The sequence below is a fragment of the Microbacterium sp. H83 genome (assembly GCF_001650405.1).
Taxonomy (GTDB): domain Bacteria; phylum Actinomycetota; class Actinomycetes; order Actinomycetales; family Microbacteriaceae; genus Microbacterium.
Window position 1 is genome coordinate 33,380 of the sequence record NZ_LWCU01000012.1, and the last position, 15,960, is coordinate 49,339.

16 protein-coding genes and 1 tRNA gene are annotated in these 15,960 nt (G+C 70.4%); 11 read left to right on the top strand and 6 right to left on the bottom strand.

Features of this window, described 5'->3' with window-relative positions; all coding sequences use genetic code 11:
- Nucleotides 1–11 precede the first annotated feature (11 nt).
- Nucleotides 12–653, top strand: a complete 642-nt coding sequence (locus tag A4X16_RS06155) for an FMN-binding negative transcriptional regulator (RefSeq protein WP_067117976.1) — start codon at nt 12–14, stop codon at nt 651–653.
- Entirely contained in the window at nt 650–2,146 is a 1,497-nt protein-coding gene (locus A4X16_RS06160) for an amidohydrolase (RefSeq protein ID WP_067117979.1), read from the top strand. Before A4X16_RS06155 ends, A4X16_RS06160 begins: the two co-directional genes overlap by 4 nt.
- Nucleotides 2,147–2,206: 60 nt before the next feature.
- On the opposite strand, the gene A4X16_RS06165 is transcribed toward A4X16_RS06160, so the two are convergent.
- On the bottom strand, nt 2,207–2,692 hold the full coding sequence (locus tag A4X16_RS06165; protein WP_067117982.1) for a Dps family protein: 486 nt from the start codon (nt 2,690–2,692) through the stop codon (nt 2,207–2,209).
- 141 nt (nt 2,693–2,833) lie between these two features.
- Between A4X16_RS06165 and A4X16_RS06170 the strand changes: the two genes are divergently transcribed.
- Nucleotides 2,834–3,370, top strand: coding sequence for a gamma carbonic anhydrase family protein (locus A4X16_RS06170; RefSeq protein ID WP_067117985.1), 537 nt, complete (start codon nt 2,834–2,836; stop codon nt 3,368–3,370).
- A gap of 29 nt (nt 3,371–3,399) precedes the next feature.
- Nucleotides 3,400–3,473 (top strand) — tRNA-Ile (locus A4X16_RS06175).
- 14 nt (nt 3,474–3,487) lie between these two features.
- On the opposite strand, the gene A4X16_RS06180 is transcribed toward A4X16_RS06175, so the two are convergent.
- From A4X16_RS06180 to A4X16_RS06190, 3 genes are all read right to left on the bottom strand, one after another.
- On the bottom strand, nt 3,488–3,811 hold the full coding sequence (locus A4X16_RS06180; RefSeq protein ID WP_067117988.1) for a DUF7882 family protein: 324 nt from the start codon (nt 3,809–3,811) through the stop codon (nt 3,488–3,490).
- Nucleotides 3,812–3,897: 86 nt separating this feature from the next.
- The gene (locus tag A4X16_RS06185; RefSeq protein WP_067117991.1) at nt 3,898–4,827 is read right to left on the bottom strand and encodes a helix-turn-helix transcriptional regulator; all 930 of its coding nucleotides are present in this window, start codon (nt 4,825–4,827) and stop codon (nt 3,898–3,900) included.
- A gap of 6 nt (nt 4,828–4,833) precedes the next feature.
- Nucleotides 4,834–5,562, bottom strand: coding sequence for an exonuclease domain-containing protein (locus tag A4X16_RS06190; RefSeq protein ID WP_067117994.1), 729 nt, complete (start codon nt 5,560–5,562; stop codon nt 4,834–4,836).
- An 81-nt stretch (nt 5,563–5,643) separates the two neighbouring features.
- On the opposite strand from A4X16_RS06190, the gene A4X16_RS06195 reads away from it, so the two are divergent.
- Entirely contained in the window at nt 5,644–6,543 is a 900-nt protein-coding gene (locus A4X16_RS06195) for an alpha/beta fold hydrolase (protein ID WP_067117997.1), read from the top strand.
- Here the strand turns inward: A4X16_RS06195 and A4X16_RS06200 are convergent.
- On the bottom strand, nt 6,515–6,988 hold the full coding sequence (locus A4X16_RS06200) for an Lrp/AsnC family transcriptional regulator (protein WP_067118000.1): 474 nt from the start codon (nt 6,986–6,988) through the stop codon (nt 6,515–6,517). The genes A4X16_RS06195 and A4X16_RS06200 overlap by 29 nt on opposite strands.
- 171 nt (nt 6,989–7,159) lie before the next feature.
- On the opposite strand from A4X16_RS06200, the gene pdhA reads away from it, so the two are divergent.
- Genes pdhA through A4X16_RS06215 form a run of 3 tightly spaced genes read left to right on the top strand, consistent with a single transcriptional unit; the run spans nt 7,160 to nt 10,649 of the window.
- A complete protein-coding gene (gene pdhA / locus A4X16_RS06205; protein ID WP_067118003.1) occupies nt 7,160–8,275 on the top strand; it encodes a pyruvate dehydrogenase (acetyl-transferring) E1 component subunit alpha in 1,116 nt (371 codons plus the stop codon).
- A 2-nt stretch (nt 8,276–8,277) separates the two neighbouring features.
- Nucleotides 8,278–9,288, top strand: a complete 1,011-nt coding sequence (locus A4X16_RS06210; RefSeq protein WP_067118006.1) for an alpha-ketoacid dehydrogenase subunit beta — start codon at nt 8,278–8,280, stop codon at nt 9,286–9,288.
- Nucleotides 9,285–10,649 carry a dihydrolipoamide acetyltransferase family protein gene (locus A4X16_RS06215; protein ID WP_067118009.1) on the top strand — a complete coding sequence of 455 codons (1,365 nt, stop codon included), beginning with the start codon at nt 9,285–9,287 and terminating at the stop codon, nt 10,647–10,649. The genes A4X16_RS06210 and A4X16_RS06215 overlap by 4 nt, the downstream gene beginning before the upstream one ends.
- Here the strand turns inward: A4X16_RS06215 and A4X16_RS06220 are convergent.
- Nucleotides 10,642–11,232, bottom strand: a complete 591-nt coding sequence (locus A4X16_RS06220) for a TetR/AcrR family transcriptional regulator (RefSeq protein WP_067118012.1) — start codon at nt 11,230–11,232, stop codon at nt 10,642–10,644. The two genes, A4X16_RS06215 and A4X16_RS06220, sit on opposite strands and share 8 nt — an antisense overlap.
- Nucleotides 11,233–11,341: 109 nt before the next feature.
- On the opposite strand from A4X16_RS06220, the gene A4X16_RS06225 reads away from it, so the two are divergent.
- The 3 genes from A4X16_RS06225 to A4X16_RS06235 are packed head-to-tail and all read left to right on the top strand — an operon-like array spanning nt 11,342 to nt 15,959.
- Complete coding sequence (locus A4X16_RS06225) at nt 11,342–12,895, top strand: carboxyl transferase domain-containing protein (RefSeq protein ID WP_067118015.1); 1,554 nt, start codon at nt 11,342–11,344, stop codon at nt 12,893–12,895.
- Between the two features lie 5 nt (nt 12,896–12,900).
- On the top strand, nt 12,901–14,811 hold the full coding sequence (locus A4X16_RS06230) for an acetyl/propionyl/methylcrotonyl-CoA carboxylase subunit alpha (protein ID WP_067118017.1): 1,911 nt from the start codon (nt 12,901–12,903) through the stop codon (nt 14,809–14,811).
- Nucleotides 14,811–15,959, top strand: coding sequence for an acyl-CoA dehydrogenase family protein (locus A4X16_RS06235; protein ID WP_082914323.1), 1,149 nt, complete (start codon nt 14,811–14,813; stop codon nt 15,957–15,959). The genes A4X16_RS06230 and A4X16_RS06235 overlap by 1 nt, the downstream gene beginning before the upstream one ends.
- Nucleotide 15,960 lies beyond the last annotated feature (1 nt).

A 15,960-nucleotide genomic window follows, 5' to 3' on the forward strand; every position in this document is an offset into this window, starting at 1 on the left:
AGGCTGGGAGGATGCGCCAGAATCCCAGCTTCGCACTCGCCGATGTCGACGAGATGCGCCGCGTCATCGAAGCGAATCCGTGGGCCACGATCGTCAGCGTCGGCGCGGAGGGCCTCGTCTCCTCGCACTACGCGGTTCTCCTCGACGTCGACCGCGACGATCTGACGGTGGTCGGCCACGTGGGCCGTCCCGACGACCTCATCCACGGCCTGGGGGGCGGCGAGCTGCTCGTCGTGTTCCAGGGACCGCACGGGTACATCTCACCGGGCTGGTATGGAGACGTCCCCGCCGTGCCGACCTGGAACTACATCGCCGTCCATCTCTCGGGCGTGCCGGAGGTCCTCAGCGAGGAGGAGAACCTCGTCGTCCTCGACCGGCTCGTGGATCGCTTCGAGGGCAGTATGCCGGAGCCGCGGCGCATGTGGGAGCGACCCAACGATCCGGCGTTCGTCGCCCGTCTCGCGAACGGGACCGTCGGATTCCGGCTCACGCCCACCCGCGTCGTCGCGAAGCGGAAGCTGAGCCAGAACCGGCCGCCCGAGGTCGTGGAGACCGTGATCGCCGCGCTGGAGGCCGACGGCCCCTTCGCGCAGCCGGCCCTCGCCGCGGAGATGCGGCGCGCTCAGAACGCGCGCGGGGGGACCGCGTCGTGACGGGCGTCGGCTCCTCGATCAGCACGGTCACCGCCGTGCGCGTCGCGGGGGAGGGACGGGAGTTCCTCGTGGACGACGAACCCGTGGACATCCTCATCGACGGCGGGCGCATCGCCGACATCGCGCCCACCGGCGCCCTGCCGACGCGGGGCGAGGTCATCGACGCGGCGGGGGCCTGGGCGGTCCCGGGGCTCTGGGACAACCACGTGCACACGGTGCAATGGGCGCTGGCCGCGGAGCGCGTCGCGCTGGGAGCGGCCTCGTCCGCGGCGGAGGCGGCAGCCATGGCCGCAGCATCCGCGCCGCTTCCCGACGGCCGCAGGGTCGGCGCCGGCTATCGCGACGCGACCTGGGCCGACGAGCCCACGCTCGAGGTGATCGATCGGATGACCGGCTCGACGCCGACCTACCTCATCAACGCCGACGTGCACAGCACCTGGCTCAACTCCGCCGCGCTGCGCCTCGAGGGCTTCGAGAGTCCGGACGGCGTGCTGCGCGAGGAGGACGCCTTCGAGATCTCGCGTCGGCTCAACGCCGTCGACGTCTCCCGGGGGGACGCCGCCGTCGCCGCGGCGGGCGAGCGTGCGGCGATGAGGGGTGTGACGGGTGTCGTCGACTTCGACATGGCGTGGAACGCGGATGCCTGGCCTCGGCGCGTCGACGCCGGTTTCGCGTCGCATCGGGTGGAGTTCTCCATCTACCCGTTCGACCTGCGGCGCGCGATCGAGGAGGGGCTCCGCTCCGGCGAGCTGCGGGAGATCGGCGATGTCCCCGAGGCCGGCCGCGGACTGATCCGTGTGGGTTCCCTCAAGATCATCAGCGACGGTTCGCTCGGGACGCGCACCGCGGCGTGCTCGCACCCGTACGCGGGAGACCCCGGGAACTACGGCGTGCTCACCGTGCCGCCGGAGGAGCTCACCGAGCTCCTCACGACCGCCACCGCCGCGGGGCTGACGGCGGCGGTGCACGCCATCGGCGATCGTGCGGTCACCGCCGCGCTCGACGCGTTCACCGCGACCGGCGCGACCGGGTCCGTCGAGCACGCCCAGCTCGTGCGGCACAGCGACCTGGCACGCTTCGCGCGGCTGGGCGTCGTCGCCAGCGTGCAGCCGCAGCACGCGCTCGACGATCGCGACATCGTCGCCCGGCTGTGGGCGGAGCAGACGTCCATCGGCTATCCGCTCGCGGCGCTGCGTGACGCCGACGTCGAGCTGCGGTTCGGCTCGGATGCTCCCGTGGCGCCCCTGGACCCGTGGCAGGCGATCGCCGCCGCCGTGTCGCGCACCGACGACGACCGTGCAGCCTGGCACCCCGAGGAGCGCCTGACGGTCGGCCAGGCCCTGCGCGCGAGCGCGCGGACCGCACTCCGGCCCGGTCAGCCGGCGGACATCGCGATCACCGGCTTCGATCCGCTGACCTCGTCCGGCGCGGAGCTGCGTCGGATGCCGATCATCGCCACGCTCCTCGACGGCCGGGTGACCCACGCGGCGTGAGTGCTCCGAGCATGACGAAGGGCACCGGGTCTCCCCGGTGCCCTTCGTGCGACGGATGCGTCAGGCGGCGACGTGCGAGACCAGGAACCAGCGGTCCTTCTCGAGACCCCGGACGATCTCGATCGCGACGTCCTGGCTGGTGAGGTCGACCTCGTCGAGGCCGTCGATGGCGGCCTTCGCGTCGACGAGGATCGCGTCGATGTCGGCGATGACCGCACGGACGAGCTCGTCCGACTGGGTGAAGCCGGCGGGGACGGACGTCGAGCTTCCCTTGGCGGCGACCGAGCTGACGCGCGCGTCGATCGGGAGGCCGAGAGCGACGATCCGCTCCGCTGCCGTGTCGGCGAAGTCGCCCGCGTGCTCGACGATCGTGTCGAGCAGCTCGTGCACGCCGACGAAGTTGGCTCCGCGGACGTGCCAGTGGGCCTGCTTGCCGTTCACGGTGAGTGCCTGCAGGCCGAGGACGACGGGGGAGAGGAACTGGGCGGCAGCGGCTGCCACGGTCGGGTCGCTCGCGGTGGTGGAAACGGTGGTTGCCTTGCTCATCTTGACTCCTCCGGAGTTGTCGTCTGCGTGTCTGATGGAGACAACGCTACTCAGCCTGAGACATTCCGCAAGCAAGCGAAGGCTCGGCTTAGTCCCGCGTAATCACGCGGGAGAACGGGGATGTGAGGGTAGTCTCACCTCATGAGCATCGCACCCGGAGCATCCGTTCTCGCACTCCCCGGCACGGCTCCGTCGATCGACGCCGAGGCCTTCGTCGCGGACGGAGCGCGCATCATCGGCGACGTCGCCCTGGCGAGCGGAGCGAGCGTCTGGTACAACGCGGTCCTGCGCGGCGACTCCGCCGCGATCGTCATCGGCGAGGGGAGCAACGTGCAGGACAACGTGTCGGTGCACGTGGACGTCGACCACCCCGTGCGGGTCGGCGCGAGGGTCTCGATCGGGCACAACGCGGTCGTGCACGGCTGCTCGATCGGCGACGGCTCGCTGATCGGGATGGGCGCCGTCGTGCTGAGCGGAGCGGTGGTCGGCTCGGGCTGTCTCGTCGCCGGCGGGGCGGTGGTACTGGGTGGCGCGGTGATCCCGGACGGAAGTCTGGTGGCGGGAGTGCCGGCGAAGGTGCGCCGGTCCCTCAGCGACGAGGAGCGCGACGGACTGCTCCGCAACGCCGAGATCTACCTCGCGCACCTCTCGACCCACGCGTCCGCGACGCCGATGTGACCCCGAGTCCCCGATAGGCTGGAGCGCACGGGGCGGTGGCCAAGCTGGTTAAGGCAGTGGGCTCATAACCCAACGATCGCGGGTTCAAGTCCCGCCCGCCCTACCGTACTGCGGCCGTCACGCTTCGTCGGCGGGTTCCGCGACCTCGAGATGCTCCTCGATGAGCGTGATCCCGCCGCTCGAGTTGGCCGTGTGCGCCAGCTCCTCGATCCAGCGTCTGCTGAGCTCCGGGGTCTCGGGTTCCTGGAACACGAAGCGCAGCGGGATGGAGGGGTGCAGCCAGATCGTCGATCGACCCTGCTGCTGTCCGTCGGGGTGTCTCCACGACAGCGTGAAGCTCTCGTTGCGGCGGAGCTTCGTGGCGACGACGACCTTCAGATGTGCGAGAGCCCGGTCGTCGATCTGGATCGGTTCCGAGGCGCCGTAGTAGAGAGAACCCATACCTCGGAATCTACGTGCGCACCGGAGACCGGCCGTTCCGCAACGGCCCGACGCGCGACGGATGCGAAGAGATCATGCGCTTGGTGTCATCGACGATGCGCCCCGGCGGTCACCGATGGGAGCACGCCGAAGGCCTCACGGTAGGCCACGGCGAATCGCGACGGATGCGAGAAGCCCCAGCGACGAGCGATCGCGGCGACGGTGGCCGGAGCCCCCGAGCGCAGGTCCCGATGCGCCCCGTCCAGACGCGCACGTCGGAGGCATTCCGCGGGCGTCATGTCGATCGCGCGCCGGAACGCGTACTGGAGCCCGCGTGTCGACATGTGCACAGCCGCCGCGACGTCGTCGACCGTGATCGGTCGATGAGCGTTCTCGGCGATGAAGTCGAGCGCCTTCCTCACGGTCGCCGGCGCCGGAGAGGACTGCGCGGGGCGGTGCCTGGACTGCTCGATCGACGTCGTGAAGGTCGAGAGCGTCATCGCCGCAGCGTGTCGTCCGAGCTCAGCACGGACCGTGACGTCGTCGTCGTCGAGAGCCGCGGCGCTCGCCTCGAGGTAGGCGAACATGCGGTTCCACGATGCTGCGGCCGCATCGCTCTTCGGGCCGAGCTCCGAGGCGTGCAGAGCGAGCGTGTCGTCGCCGGTGAACTGCCTCGCGAGCTGCTGCAGCACGTCGCGGTCGAAGACCAGCGCGGTCACGCGCGCGCCGCGCGACCACTGGGCGTGCACGCGCGGACCGTCGGACATCCACGGGTGGGTGGGATCGAGATCGTCGCGATCGGACCAGATGCGCACATCGGGTCCGGAGACACGGCACGCGAGGAACTGCTCGTGCGGCTCCGCGGTCGAGCGCACCTCGGCGGCGAGATCGTAGCGCACGAGGCTCGCGGCGCCCAGCTCGCCCGAGTGCCAGTCGAACAGGAAGCGCTGCGGATCGACGTCATGGAGGACCGCCGACGGCACGAACTGCTTCCACGTGGATTCCACGAGGGAGACGTCGCGGGTTCGGAACTGCATCCGGGTCTACCTTCTCTCGTCGTGGCGTGTCGGTCTCACCGGCCAGGTTCCGTCCAGCCGGTCGTCGGGATCGAGGCGTCCGATCCTGATGAAGTACTCCGTCAGGCTCGCCGCCTGGGCGCGGGCCCAGGCGATCTGACGGGTGTGCAGTTCCGTCGGTGTCTCGGGGAGAGCGAACTGACGGGCGAGAGCCTGGGCGACTCGTCCTGCGGCCACCGCGTCCGCAGCTGCTTCGTGAGCGTCTTCGAGACTCACGGCATAGAGGGCGGCGACGACCTGGAGCGTGCGCTTTCCAGGCCGGTATCTATCGTAAGCCTTGTCGATGACAAGGGGGTCGATGACCGGAGACGGATCGTCGAGGGGCGGCACCCCGTGTCGCCGAGCCTCGTTCGCGAGGAGCGAGAAGTCGTAGGACGCGTTGTACGCGACGATCGGGACCCCCTGCGAGAGCAGGGAGCGCAATGCCGAGGTGACCTCGGCGACGACCTCGCGGACCGGGCGACCGTATCGCCGTGCCTGCGCCGTCGTGATCCCGTGCACCGCGGTCGCTCCGTCGGGGATGTCGATGCCGGGATCGGCGAACCAGTCGCGGGCCGCGATCTCGCGACCGTGCTCGTCGAGCAGACCCACGTGCGCGGTGACGACTCTGTCGTGATGGACGTCGACCCCTGTGGTCTCGAGATCGAAGACGCCGACGCGCGTCACCCAGTCCGGAAGGGCGGGCGCTGGCTGCATGCCCTCACGCTAGGGCCGACCTCGGACATCGCCGGACAGGCGCACGGCTGTCCCGCATCCCGCCACTCGTAGACTGGGCGGATGACCGTTCCCTCGCCGTACGCCGACCGTCTGCGCCGTCTGCCGGTGGTCCGCTCCGAGGTCGAGGTGCGGGGAGCCCTGACGGCGTACTGGACCTACGGGCCCGCGGACGCCGAGACCACGGTGATCGCCGTCCACGGATTCCGAGGCGAGCATCACGGTCTCGAGTCGGTGCTCGCCTTCCTCCCCGAACTCCGGGTCATCGCCCCCGACCTTCCTGGCTTCGGCGAGAGCGCCCCTGTCGCGGGGCGGACGTACGATCTGGACGAGTACAGCGCCTGGCTCACCGAGTTCGCGGCGGCGGTGGCCCCGGGGGCGGTCGTCCTCGGCCATTCCTTCGGCTCGATCGTCGCGTCCGCCGCCGTCGCGTCCGGACTCCGCACCCCGCGGCTCATCCTGATCAACCCGATCGGAGCGCCGGCGCTCGAGGGGCCGAAGGGCGTCATGACCCGCCTCGCGGTCCTGTACTACGCCCTGGGTGCACGCCTCCCGGAGACCGCGGGCACTGCGCTGCTGCGCAACGGTCTCATCGTGCGGGTGATGAGCATCGCGATGGCCAAGACCTCCGACCGGCAGGTGCGCCGCTTCATCCACGACCAGCACGACACCTACTTCTCGCGGTTCGCGGATCGCGATGTGCTCCGCGACGCCTTCGTGGCGAGCGTGTCGAACGACGTGAGCCAGTTCGCCGCATCGATCGACGTCCCCACGCTCCTCGTCGCCGCCCAGCGCGACGACATCACCCCGATCGAGGTGGAGCGCGAGCTCGCCACCCGTTTCCCGGACGCGTCGCTCGTGGAGATCGCCGACGTCGGCCACCTGATCCACTACGAGACCCCGGCAGAGGCGGCCGGGGCGATCCGTCGGTTCCTCAGGATTCCCGTCGCGCGAGACCGATGAGCCCCGCCACGCGGAACGGGATCACCTCTCCCATCGCGAGTGACGTCTCCGTGCGCTCGACGCCCTCGATCGACAGGATGCGCGCGTCGGTGTCGAAGAGATGCCTGGCGTCCCGGCATGCCACGCGGGCGAGGAGGTCGATCGATCCGCTGAGGCCGTGCGCCTGCACGATCTCGGGGATGCGGGCCAGCTCGTTGATGATCCGGGGCAGCTCCGTCTGACGCACGCCGATGCTCACGAAGGCCTGCAGCGGGAACCCGAGCACATCGGTGGAGAACGAGCGCTCGTAGGACAGGAAGATGCCGGTCTGCTCGAGGCGGCTCATCCGCGCCTGGATGGTGTTGCGCGAGAGCCCGAGATTCTCGGCCAGCGCCACGATCGTGATGCGCGGGTCATCGGCGAGCGCGGCGAGCAGTTCCAGATCGATGCGGTCAAGTCCGGCCATAGTGCCAAAGAGTAGCAGGGTGGAATATCCCGGGATTTGGCAACATGCTCAAGCCTCGGTTCATTGCTTGAGCGAGGTGCTGAGCGGACGTACGCTCGGATCACGCCGGCGATGACGCCGACGGTCACGTGCGGAGCCTCACGAGGGCGGCCACGAACGAGGAGGACACCGATGTCACCCCAGATCACTCCGATCTCCGATACGGAGCAGGACCTCGAGCTCGCCGAGCGGATCCTCCAGCCCGACGGGACCCGGATCGCGAACCACGATCTCGACCGCTACATCGCCGACCTCAGCGCGGAGGACATCCGCGCGCTGCATCGGGACATGGTGGTCCTGCGGCGCATCGACGCCGAGGGTGTGGCGCTGCAGCGGCAGGGGCAGCTCGGACTGTGGGCTCCGTGCCGGGGTCAGGAGGCGACGCAGATCGGCACCGCCCGCGCGCTCCTGGCTCAGGACTTCGTCTTCCCCAGTTATCGCGAGACCGGTGTCATCTACGCGCGTGGAGCGGCGCCCGCCGACTTCGTCAGGATGTGGCGCGGAGAGGAAGGCGCCGGTCACGACCCCGAGTCGCTCCGCGTGGCCCCGCTGCAGATCATCATCGGCGCTCAGACGCTCCACGCCGTCGGCTACGCGCTGGGCATCCGTCACGACGGCGCCGACGAGGTGGCCGTGACGTACTTCGGCGACGGCGCCACGAGTCAGGGCGACGTCAACGAGGCGATGATCTTCGCCTCCTCGTACCGCGCGCCCGTCGTGTTCGTCTGCCAGAACAATCACTGGGCCATCTCGGAGCCGGTGTCCGTGCAGTCGCAGTACCCCATCGCCGGACGCGCGCCCGGGTTCGGGATCCCGAGCATGCGCGTGGACGGCAACGACGTGCTCGCCTGCGTCGCCTCCATGCGGTGGGCGCTGGAGCACGCGCGCTCCGGCAACGGGCCGGCGTACATCGAGGCCGTCACGTACCGGATGGGACCGCACACCACCGCCGACGACCCCACTCGCTACCGCAGCGACGACGAGCTCGAGAAATGGCGGGGCAGGGATCCGATCGCTCGCGTGGAGGCGCATCTGCGCGCACTCGGGGAGCTCAGCGACGATCAGCTCGCCGAGGCCGAGGCGGCCGCCGACGCCATGGCCCGCGAGATGCGCGCCGAATGTCTCGGGATGGTGACGCGGCCCCCGTTGGCGGTCTTCGACGGTGTGTACGCCGAGCCGCACTCGGGGCTGGAGCGGCAGCGCTCGGAGTACGCCGCCTACCTGGCGTCGTTCGACGGGGAGGTCTGACGATGGCGCAGCTCACCCTCGGCAAGGCGCTCGGAGCGGGCCTGAGACAGGCCATGCGCGATGACGATAAGGTCGTCCTCCTCGGTGAGGACATCGGCAGGCTCGGCGGCGTCTTCCGCATCACGGACGGCCTGCTCGACGAGTTCGGGCCGACCCGCGTGATCGACACGCCTCTCGCGGAGTCCGGTATCGTCGGCACCGCCGTCGGCCTCGCGTTCCGCGGGTACCGTCCCGTCGTCGAGATCCAGTTCGACGGCTTCGTCTATCCCGCGTTCGACCAGATCGTCGCGCAGGTCGCGAAGCTGCACTACCGCACGCAGGGACGAGTGCGGATGCCGATCACCATCCGGATACCGTGGGCCGGAGGCATCGGCGCGGCCGAACACCACTCCGAGTCCCCGGAGGCCTACTTCGTGCACACCGCGGGTCTCCGTGTCATCGCCGTATCGAACCCGGAGGACGCGTACCGCAGCCTGCGTCAGGCCGTCGCATCGGACGATCCGGTCATCTTCTTCGAACCCAAGCGTCTGTACCACCACAAGGGCGAGGTCGACCTCGACACGGCGCTCGCGGACTCTCCGCCGATGGGACTGGCCCGGGTCATGCGCACCGGCACCGACGCGACGCTGATCACGTACGGCGCGATGGTCGCGACCGCGCTCGACGCGGCGGAGGCCGCCGCGGACGAGGGCGTGTCGCTCGAGGTCATCGATCTCCGGTCGCTCTCGCCCGTCGACTACGACTCGGTGGCGGCCTCTGTGCGGAAGACCGGGCGTGTGGTGGTCGCACACGAGGCTTCGCGCGAAGCCGGTGTCGCCGCCGAGGTCATCGCGAGCGTCACGGAGCGCTGCTTCGAGTACCTCGAGGCCGCACCGCTGCGCGTCACCGGACACGACATCCCCTACCCGCCGGCGAAGCTCGAGAAGTTCCACCTCCCGGATCTCGACCGCATGCTGGACGCGGTCGACCGCGTGCTGGACCGTCCGAACAGCCTGACGGGAGCAGACGCATGATCGCCGAGTTCCGTCTTCCCGACCTCGGCGAGGGACTCACCGAGGCGGAGGTCGTGCAATGGCTCGTGGCGCCCGGAGACACGGTCACGCTGAACCAGACCCTCGCGGAGGTCGAGACGGCGAAAGCCGTCGTCGAGCTGCCGTCCCCGTACGACGGCATCGTCTCGACCCTGCACGCCGGAGCCGGAGACACGGTGGCGGTGGGGGCACCGCTGATCGCGTTCGACGTGGCCGGATCGGACGACGATCCGGCGACGAGCGCGGCGGTCTCGGGAGGCGAAGCCGCCCAGCCGAACCTCGTCGGCTACGGCGCCGCCCCCTCGGCGCAGGGGAGACCGCAGCGGCGCAGCAGACGGGCAGCCGTCGGCAGCCCTGCGACCACGAGCCCGCTGGACACCGCTGTGCTGGAGGCGGCTCCGCACGACGCCGCTCCGGCCCCCAGCACCGAGGTGGTCGTCGAGCGACCGAGGTCCACTCCGCCGGTCCGCGCCCACGCGAAGCGGCTCGGAGTCGATCTCGTGCTCGTCGCGGCCGAGGTGGGCGACAGGGTCATCACCCGGGCGGACGTCGACGACTACGCTGCACGCGTCGGCACCGTCGTGCCGGGTGCGGAGGCGGTCGCGAATCCGGAACCGCGGATCGTCGATCCCGGCGGAGACCGACGCGAGGTCCGCATCCCGGTGCGCGGCGTACGCAAGCACACCGCCGCAGCCATGGTCGAGAGCGCCTTCACCGCACCGCACGTCACGGTCTTCCACACGGTCGACGTCACGGCGACGACCGAGCTCCTGGCATCGCTCCGCGCCGACCGCGCTCTCGGAGAGCACCGCATCGGACCGCTCGCGGTCGTCGCGAAGGCCGTCTGTCTGGCCCTCGCCCGTACGCCAGGGCTCAACTCGAGGTGGGACGACGCGGCGGGGGAGATCGTCCAGCACGACTTCGTCGACCTCGGCATCGCCGCGGCGACGGAGCGCGGACTCATCGTCCCGATCATCCGCGACGCCGAGGCGCTGACGCTGACGGGGCTCGCGGACGCACTGGCCGTGCTCGCCACGACGGCGCGAGCGGGCCGGACCCCTCCGGCGGATCTGCTCGGAGGGACGTTCTCCCTCTCGAACATCGGCGTGTTCGGGGTCGACGCCGGCACACCGATCCTGCCCCCGGGGCAGTCGGGGATCCTCGCTGTCGGAGCGATCCGTCGTCAACCCTGGGAACACCGGGGAGAGATCGCGCTGCGGGACGTGCTCACGCTCAGCCTGTCGTTCGACCATCGCGTGGTGGACGGCGCGGAGGGCGCTCGCTTCCTGAAGGATGTCGCCGACATCCTCCAGGAACCCGGCCGGGCGATGCTGCTCAGGTAGACGCCCGGAGCGCCGACTCCGCCATCGCGACGAGCACCGTCGCGGTGGCGGAGCGGCCACGGGAGGCCGCGCGCGTGCTGTGCGGGGTCGAGTTGATCAGGCCGAAGCACGCCTGCACCCGGAGACGCAGCTCGTCGGCGTCGGCGTCGACCAGGGGCGCGAGGGTCTCCATCCACAGATCGATGTACGCGCGCTGCAGTCGCCGGACCTCGGCGTGGTCGCCTGCCGCGAGCTGGGCGACCTCGCGGTCGTGCACGCGGATCACGTCCGCGTGCCCGAGGGCGAATCCGACGTGGAACTCGATCAGCGCTCGCATCGACCTCTCCGCGGAATCCGCGGCGGCGACCCTCGTCCCGCCGCTGACGAGGTCTTCGCTGACCTGGACCAGGACCGCGCCGAGCAGAGCCTGCTTGCCCGCGAAGTGCCGGTAGACCGCGGGCCCCGACACGCCGACCGCCGCGCCGATGTCCTCCAGGCTGACGCCGTTGTAGCCGCGCTCCGCGAACAGGCGCGCGGCCTCGCGGAGGATCGCGTCGGTGCGCTCCGCCTTCGCCCGATCGCGCGACGTGGCAGGGGTTGTCATCTCAGTTAATCCTCGCTAACCTGAATGCTCGGGTTAGTGAACACTAACCGAAGAAGCATCGCGCGCGCCAGAGCATCCGGCACGCCCCGTGGGTCGAGGAGGACACACGATGCCCGTCACCCAGGACACCCTGGCGACCGAGCTGCGCGAGCGGCTGGCCGCGGCAGCCCGCGGGGGATCAGAGGCCTCTCGGCAGCGGCACGTCGCCCGCGGCAAGCTCCTGCCGCGGGACCGCGTGGCCCGTCTGCTCGATGAGGGCAGTCCGTTCGTCGAGGTCGCACCTCTCGCGGCAGACGGTCTGTACGGGGGAGAGGTGCCGGGCGCCGGGGTCATCGCGGGCATCGGGCTCGTGCACGGACGGCACGTCATGGTGGTGTGCAACGATGCGACGGTGAAGGGCGGGACCTATCTCCCCCTCACGGTCAAGAAGCATCTTCGCGCTCAGGAGATCGCCCTCGAGAACCGTCTGCCCTGTCTCTACCTCGTCGATTCGGGTGGCGCCTTCCTTCCGAAGCAGGACGAGGTCTTCCCCGATCGCGAGCACTTCGGACGCATCTTCTTCAACCAGGCGCGGATGTCGGCTCAGGGGATCCCGCAGCTCGCCGCCGTGCTCGGTTCCTGCACGGCCGGGGGCGCATACGTGCCGGCGATGAGCGACGAGACGATCATCGTCCGCGGTCAGGGGACGATCTTCCTCGGTGGTCCGCCGCTGGTCAAAGCGGCGATCGGAGAGATCGTCTCGGCGGAGGATCTCGGGGGAGGGGAGCTGCACGCGCGACGCAGCGGGGTCGTCGACCATCTCGCCGAGGACGACGAGCACGCGCTCGAGATCATGCGTGACATCGTCTCGACGCTGCCCGCGCCGCTCCCGCCGGCATGGGAGGTGCTCGAATCACGCGAGCCGGCGGTGACCGGGTCGCTGTATGACGTGGTGCCGGTCGACGTGAACGCCGCGTACGACGTGCACGAGGTCATCGATCGCCTGATCGACGCCGAGTCGTTCCGCGAGTTCAAGTCCGAGTACGGGACGACGCTCGTCACCGGCTTCGCGCGCCTGCACGGCCACCCCGTCGGGATCGTGGCGAACAACGGTGTCCTGTTCAGCGAGTCGGCGCTCAAGGGGGCGCACTTCATCGAACTCTGCGATCAGCGCGGCATCCCGCTGCTCTTCCTGCAGAACATCACGGGGTTCATGGTCGGATCGGACGCGGAGGCCGGGGGCATCGCGAAGGACGGCGCGAAGATGGTCACCGCCGTGGCCAGCACCCGGGTGCCCAAGCTCACCGTGATCGTCGGCGGATCCTTCGGCGCGGGCAACTACTCGATGTGCGGCCGCGCGTACTCGCCCCGCTTCCTCTGGACGTGGCCGGCGAGCCGCATCTCCGTGATGGGCGGTGCGCAGGCGGCATCCGTGCTCGGCACCGTCAAGGAGGATCAGCTCGCCGCTCAAGGCGGGGGATGGAGCGCCGCGGAGCGGGCGGAGTTCGAAGCGCCGATCCGCGCGCAGTACGAGACCCAGGGCGAGCCGTACTACGCGACCGCGCGCCTGTGGGACGACGGCATCATCGATCCCGCCGACACGCGGGACCTCCTCGGTCTGGCGCTGGACGTCGTCGCGCGCAGCCCGCTTCCGGATCCGAACTTCGGCCTCTTCAGGATGTGACGGACATGACCGACCTCACGCAGCTCGACACCGTCCTCGTCGCGAATCGCGGCGAGATCGCGCGCCGGATCATCCGCACGCTCCGCGCCTCGGGCATCCGGAGCATCGCGGTCTACAGCGATGCCGACGCTCACGCGCCGCACGTGCGGGAAGCAAATCAGGCGGTGCGCATCGGCGCCGCGGCCGCATCGTCCTCGTATCTCGATGTGGATGCGGTGGTCGCGGCGGCACGTTCCACCGGGTCGCGCGCGATCCACCCGGGATACGGATTCCTGTCCGAGAGCGCGTCGCTCGCGACCGCCTGCGCCGAGGCGGGCATCGTCTTCATCGGCCCGTCGGTCGCGGCCCTGCAGATCATGGGGGACAAGGCGAGGGCGCGCGACCACGTCTCGCGGTCGGGGGTGCCCGTCGTCCCCGGGTTCGACGCCAGGGGGCTGTCTGACGCCGAGATCGCCGAGGAGGCGGCATCCGTCGGATTCCCGCTGCTCATCAAACCGAGCGCCGGCGGCGGAGGGAAGGGCATGGAGGTGGTGGACGACGCGTCGGACCTGCCCCGAGCCCTCGCATCGGCGCGCCGCATCGCCGCGGCGGCGTTCGCCGACGATGCGGTGATCGTGGAGAGACTCATCCGACGGCCCCGTCACATCGAGGTGCAGGTCTTCGGAGACGTGCACGGGTCCGTCATCGCCCTCGGCGAGCGCGAGTGCACCCTGCAGCGACGGCATCAGAAGGTGATCGAGGAGGCCCCGTCGGCCGGCATCCCCGAGGCGACGAGGGAGCGACTGCTCGAGGCCGCGGTCGACGCCGCACGCAGCGTCGACTACGTCGGCGCAGGCACCGTCGAGTTCCTGGTCGATGCGGACCGCCCCGAGGACTTCTTCTTCATCGAGATGAACACCCGGTTGCAGGTCGAGCATCCCGTCACCGAGGAGGTCACCGGCCTCGATCTCGTCGCGATGCAGATCGCCGTGGCGGCCGGCGACCACCTTCCGCCGGCTCCTCGACTGCACGGGCACGCCGTGGAGGCGCGCGTGTACGCGGAGTCGCCCGAACGGGGATTCCTGCCCTCGACGGGTCGGGTGCTGCTCTTCGACGCGCCGACGGGTGTCCGGGTGGACGCGGCGGTCGAGACGGATTCCGTCGTGACGGAGTTCTACGACCCGATGATCGCCAAGGTCATCGCGCACGCGGACGACAGGGCGACCGCGCTGCGGCGTCTCGACGAGGCGCTGAGCCGGACCGTCGTGCTGGGAGTCGAGACCAACATCGCGTTCCTCCGGCGCCTCTGCCGCGACGAGCGCGTCGTGTCCGGCGATCTCGACACCGGCCTGATCGAGACGCTTCTGCCGGTGAGCGGCGAACCGCCCACTCCCGCTGCACTGGCCGCGGCCCGCGCCCACGTGCTGGCGTCCGGCGCCGCGGGGTCGAGCGAGCGCGCGGCTGCGCGCGCCGGCGCGGTCTGGCAGACGCTGAGCGATCGCGAGTCCACCTCGCTGGCCTTCGAGACGGACGACGGGCAGGTGCACGACGCGCCGTCGTCGTCGGTCGCCGCGCGGGGTCGCGTGGCGACCGACGAGGACGGGGCGGTCTGGGTCGGCGTCGACGGGAGCAGCGTGCGCCTGCGACCCCTGGACCGCAGACGACGGATGCTGAGGCGCCTCGCCGACCGGAGCGGTGCCGCCGCCGGCGGCGGGCACGAGGGCCTCGCGCCGATGCCGGGCAGCGTCGTGGCGGTGCATGTGCAGGACGGGACGGATGTCACCGCCGGGATGCCGCTCGTGTCGATCGAGGCGATGAAGATGGAGCACCCGGTGCTCGCCCCGCGGGACGGCAGGGTGCGGGTCCTGGTGGCGGTGGGCGACCAGGTCCGACGGGATCAGGCGGTGGTGCGGATGACGACGGAGGAGAACGGATGATGGATCAGCTGACCGACGAGGAGCGGGAGCTCGCGTCGATGGTGCGCGACTTCGCCGAGAGCGTCGTCGCCCCGCAGGCGTACGAGGCCGACCGCACGCACACGCTGTCGATGGACGTGGTGACCCAGATGGGCGACCTCGGACTCTTCGGCCTGCCCTTCCCGGAGGAGTACGGCGGACAGGGCGGCGACTACATGGCGCTGGGCATCGCGATCGAGGCCCTCGGACGCGTCGACCAGTCGATCGCGATCACCCTCGAAGCAGGAGTCAGCCTCGGAGCGATGCCGGTCTTCCGTTTCGGCAGCGACGCGCAGAAAGAGGAGCTCCTTCCGGATCTCCTCGCCGGTCGCGCGCTCGCGGGGTTCGGACTGACGGAGCCCGAGGCGGGCAGCGACGCGGGTGCGACCAGGACCACGGCGCGACAGGACGGCGACGACTGGGTGATCGACGGGACGAAGCAGTTCATCACCAACTCCGGCACCCCGCTCACGCGGTTCGTCACCGTGACCGCGGTCACCGGCGTCGTGGAGGGGCGAAAGGAGATATCGACGATCATCGTGCCGAACGGCACACCCGGCTTCACCGTCGAGCCGCCCTACGACAAGGTGGGGTGGAACGCGTCCGACACGCATCCGCTCACCTTCGACGGCGCGCGCGTCCCGCTCACGAACCTGCTGGGGACGCGGGGGAGCGGGTTCCGCAACTTCCTCAGCATCCTCGACGAGGGACGGATCGCGATCGCCGCGCTGGCGACCGGTGCGGCGGAGGGATGCCTCGAGGCGTCCGTCGAGTACGCCAAGAGCCGCACGATCTTCGGCAGCGCCCTCGCCACGCGGCAGAACGCGCAGTTCACCCTGGCGAGGATGCGGGCCCGGGTGCACACGGCGAGGCTCGCGTGGCATCACGCGGCGCGGCTGCGCGACGGCGGCCGTCCGTTCGCGGAGCAGGCGGCGATCGCGAAGCTCGTGGCGGGCGAGGCCGCGATGGACAACGCCAGGGACGCCACCCAGATCTTCGGGGGCAACGGCTTCATGAACGAGTTCCCGGTAGCCCGTCACTACCGCGACTCGAAGATCCTCGAGATCGGCGAGGGCACGACGGAGGTCCAGCTGCTGGTGATCGCTCGCGCCCTGGGCCTCGCCGGGTAGC

Excerpts from the sequence above, each read along its gene's own strand:
- A4X16_RS06155 (WP_067117976.1), top strand. The coding sequence starts at position 12 with ATGCGCCAGAATCCCAGCTTCGCACTCGCCGATGTCGACGAGATGCGC.
- A4X16_RS06165 (WP_067117982.1), bottom strand. The coding sequence starts at position 2,692 with ATGAGCAAGGCAACCACCGTTTCCACCACCGCGAGCGACCCGACCGTG.
- A4X16_RS06170 (WP_067117985.1), top strand. The coding sequence starts at position 2,834 with ATGAGCATCGCACCCGGAGCATCCGTTCTCGCACTCCCCGGCACGGCT.
- A4X16_RS06180 (WP_067117988.1), bottom strand. The coding sequence starts at position 3,811 with ATGGGTTCTCTCTACTACGGCGCCTCGGAACCGATCCAGATCGACGAC.
- A4X16_RS06185 (WP_067117991.1), bottom strand. The coding sequence starts at position 4,827 with ATGCAGTTCCGAACCCGCGACGTCTCCCTCGTGGAATCCACGTGGAAG.
- A4X16_RS06190 (WP_067117994.1), bottom strand. The coding sequence starts at position 5,562 with ATGCAGCCAGCGCCCGCCCTTCCGGACTGGGTGACGCGCGTCGGCGTC.
- A4X16_RS06195 (WP_067117997.1), top strand. The coding sequence starts at position 5,644 with ATGACCGTTCCCTCGCCGTACGCCGACCGTCTGCGCCGTCTGCCGGTG.
- A4X16_RS06200 (WP_067118000.1), bottom strand. The coding sequence starts at position 6,988 with ATGGCCGGACTTGACCGCATCGATCTGGAACTGCTCGCCGCGCTCGCC.
- pdhA (WP_067118003.1), top strand. The coding sequence starts at position 7,160 with ATGTCACCCCAGATCACTCCGATCTCCGATACGGAGCAGGACCTCGAG.
- A4X16_RS06210 (WP_067118006.1), top strand. The coding sequence starts at position 8,278 with ATGGCGCAGCTCACCCTCGGCAAGGCGCTCGGAGCGGGCCTGAGACAG.
- A4X16_RS06215 (WP_067118009.1), top strand. The coding sequence starts at position 9,285 with ATGATCGCCGAGTTCCGTCTTCCCGACCTCGGCGAGGGACTCACCGAG.
- A4X16_RS06220 (WP_067118012.1), bottom strand. The coding sequence starts at position 11,232 with ATGACAACCCCTGCCACGTCGCGCGATCGGGCGAAGGCGGAGCGCACC.
- A4X16_RS06225 (WP_067118015.1), top strand. The coding sequence starts at position 11,342 with ATGCCCGTCACCCAGGACACCCTGGCGACCGAGCTGCGCGAGCGGCTG.
- A4X16_RS06230 (WP_067118017.1), top strand. The coding sequence starts at position 12,901 with ATGACCGACCTCACGCAGCTCGACACCGTCCTCGTCGCGAATCGCGGC.
- A4X16_RS06235 (WP_082914323.1), top strand. The coding sequence starts at position 14,811 with ATGGATCAGCTGACCGACGAGGAGCGGGAGCTCGCGTCGATGGTGCGC.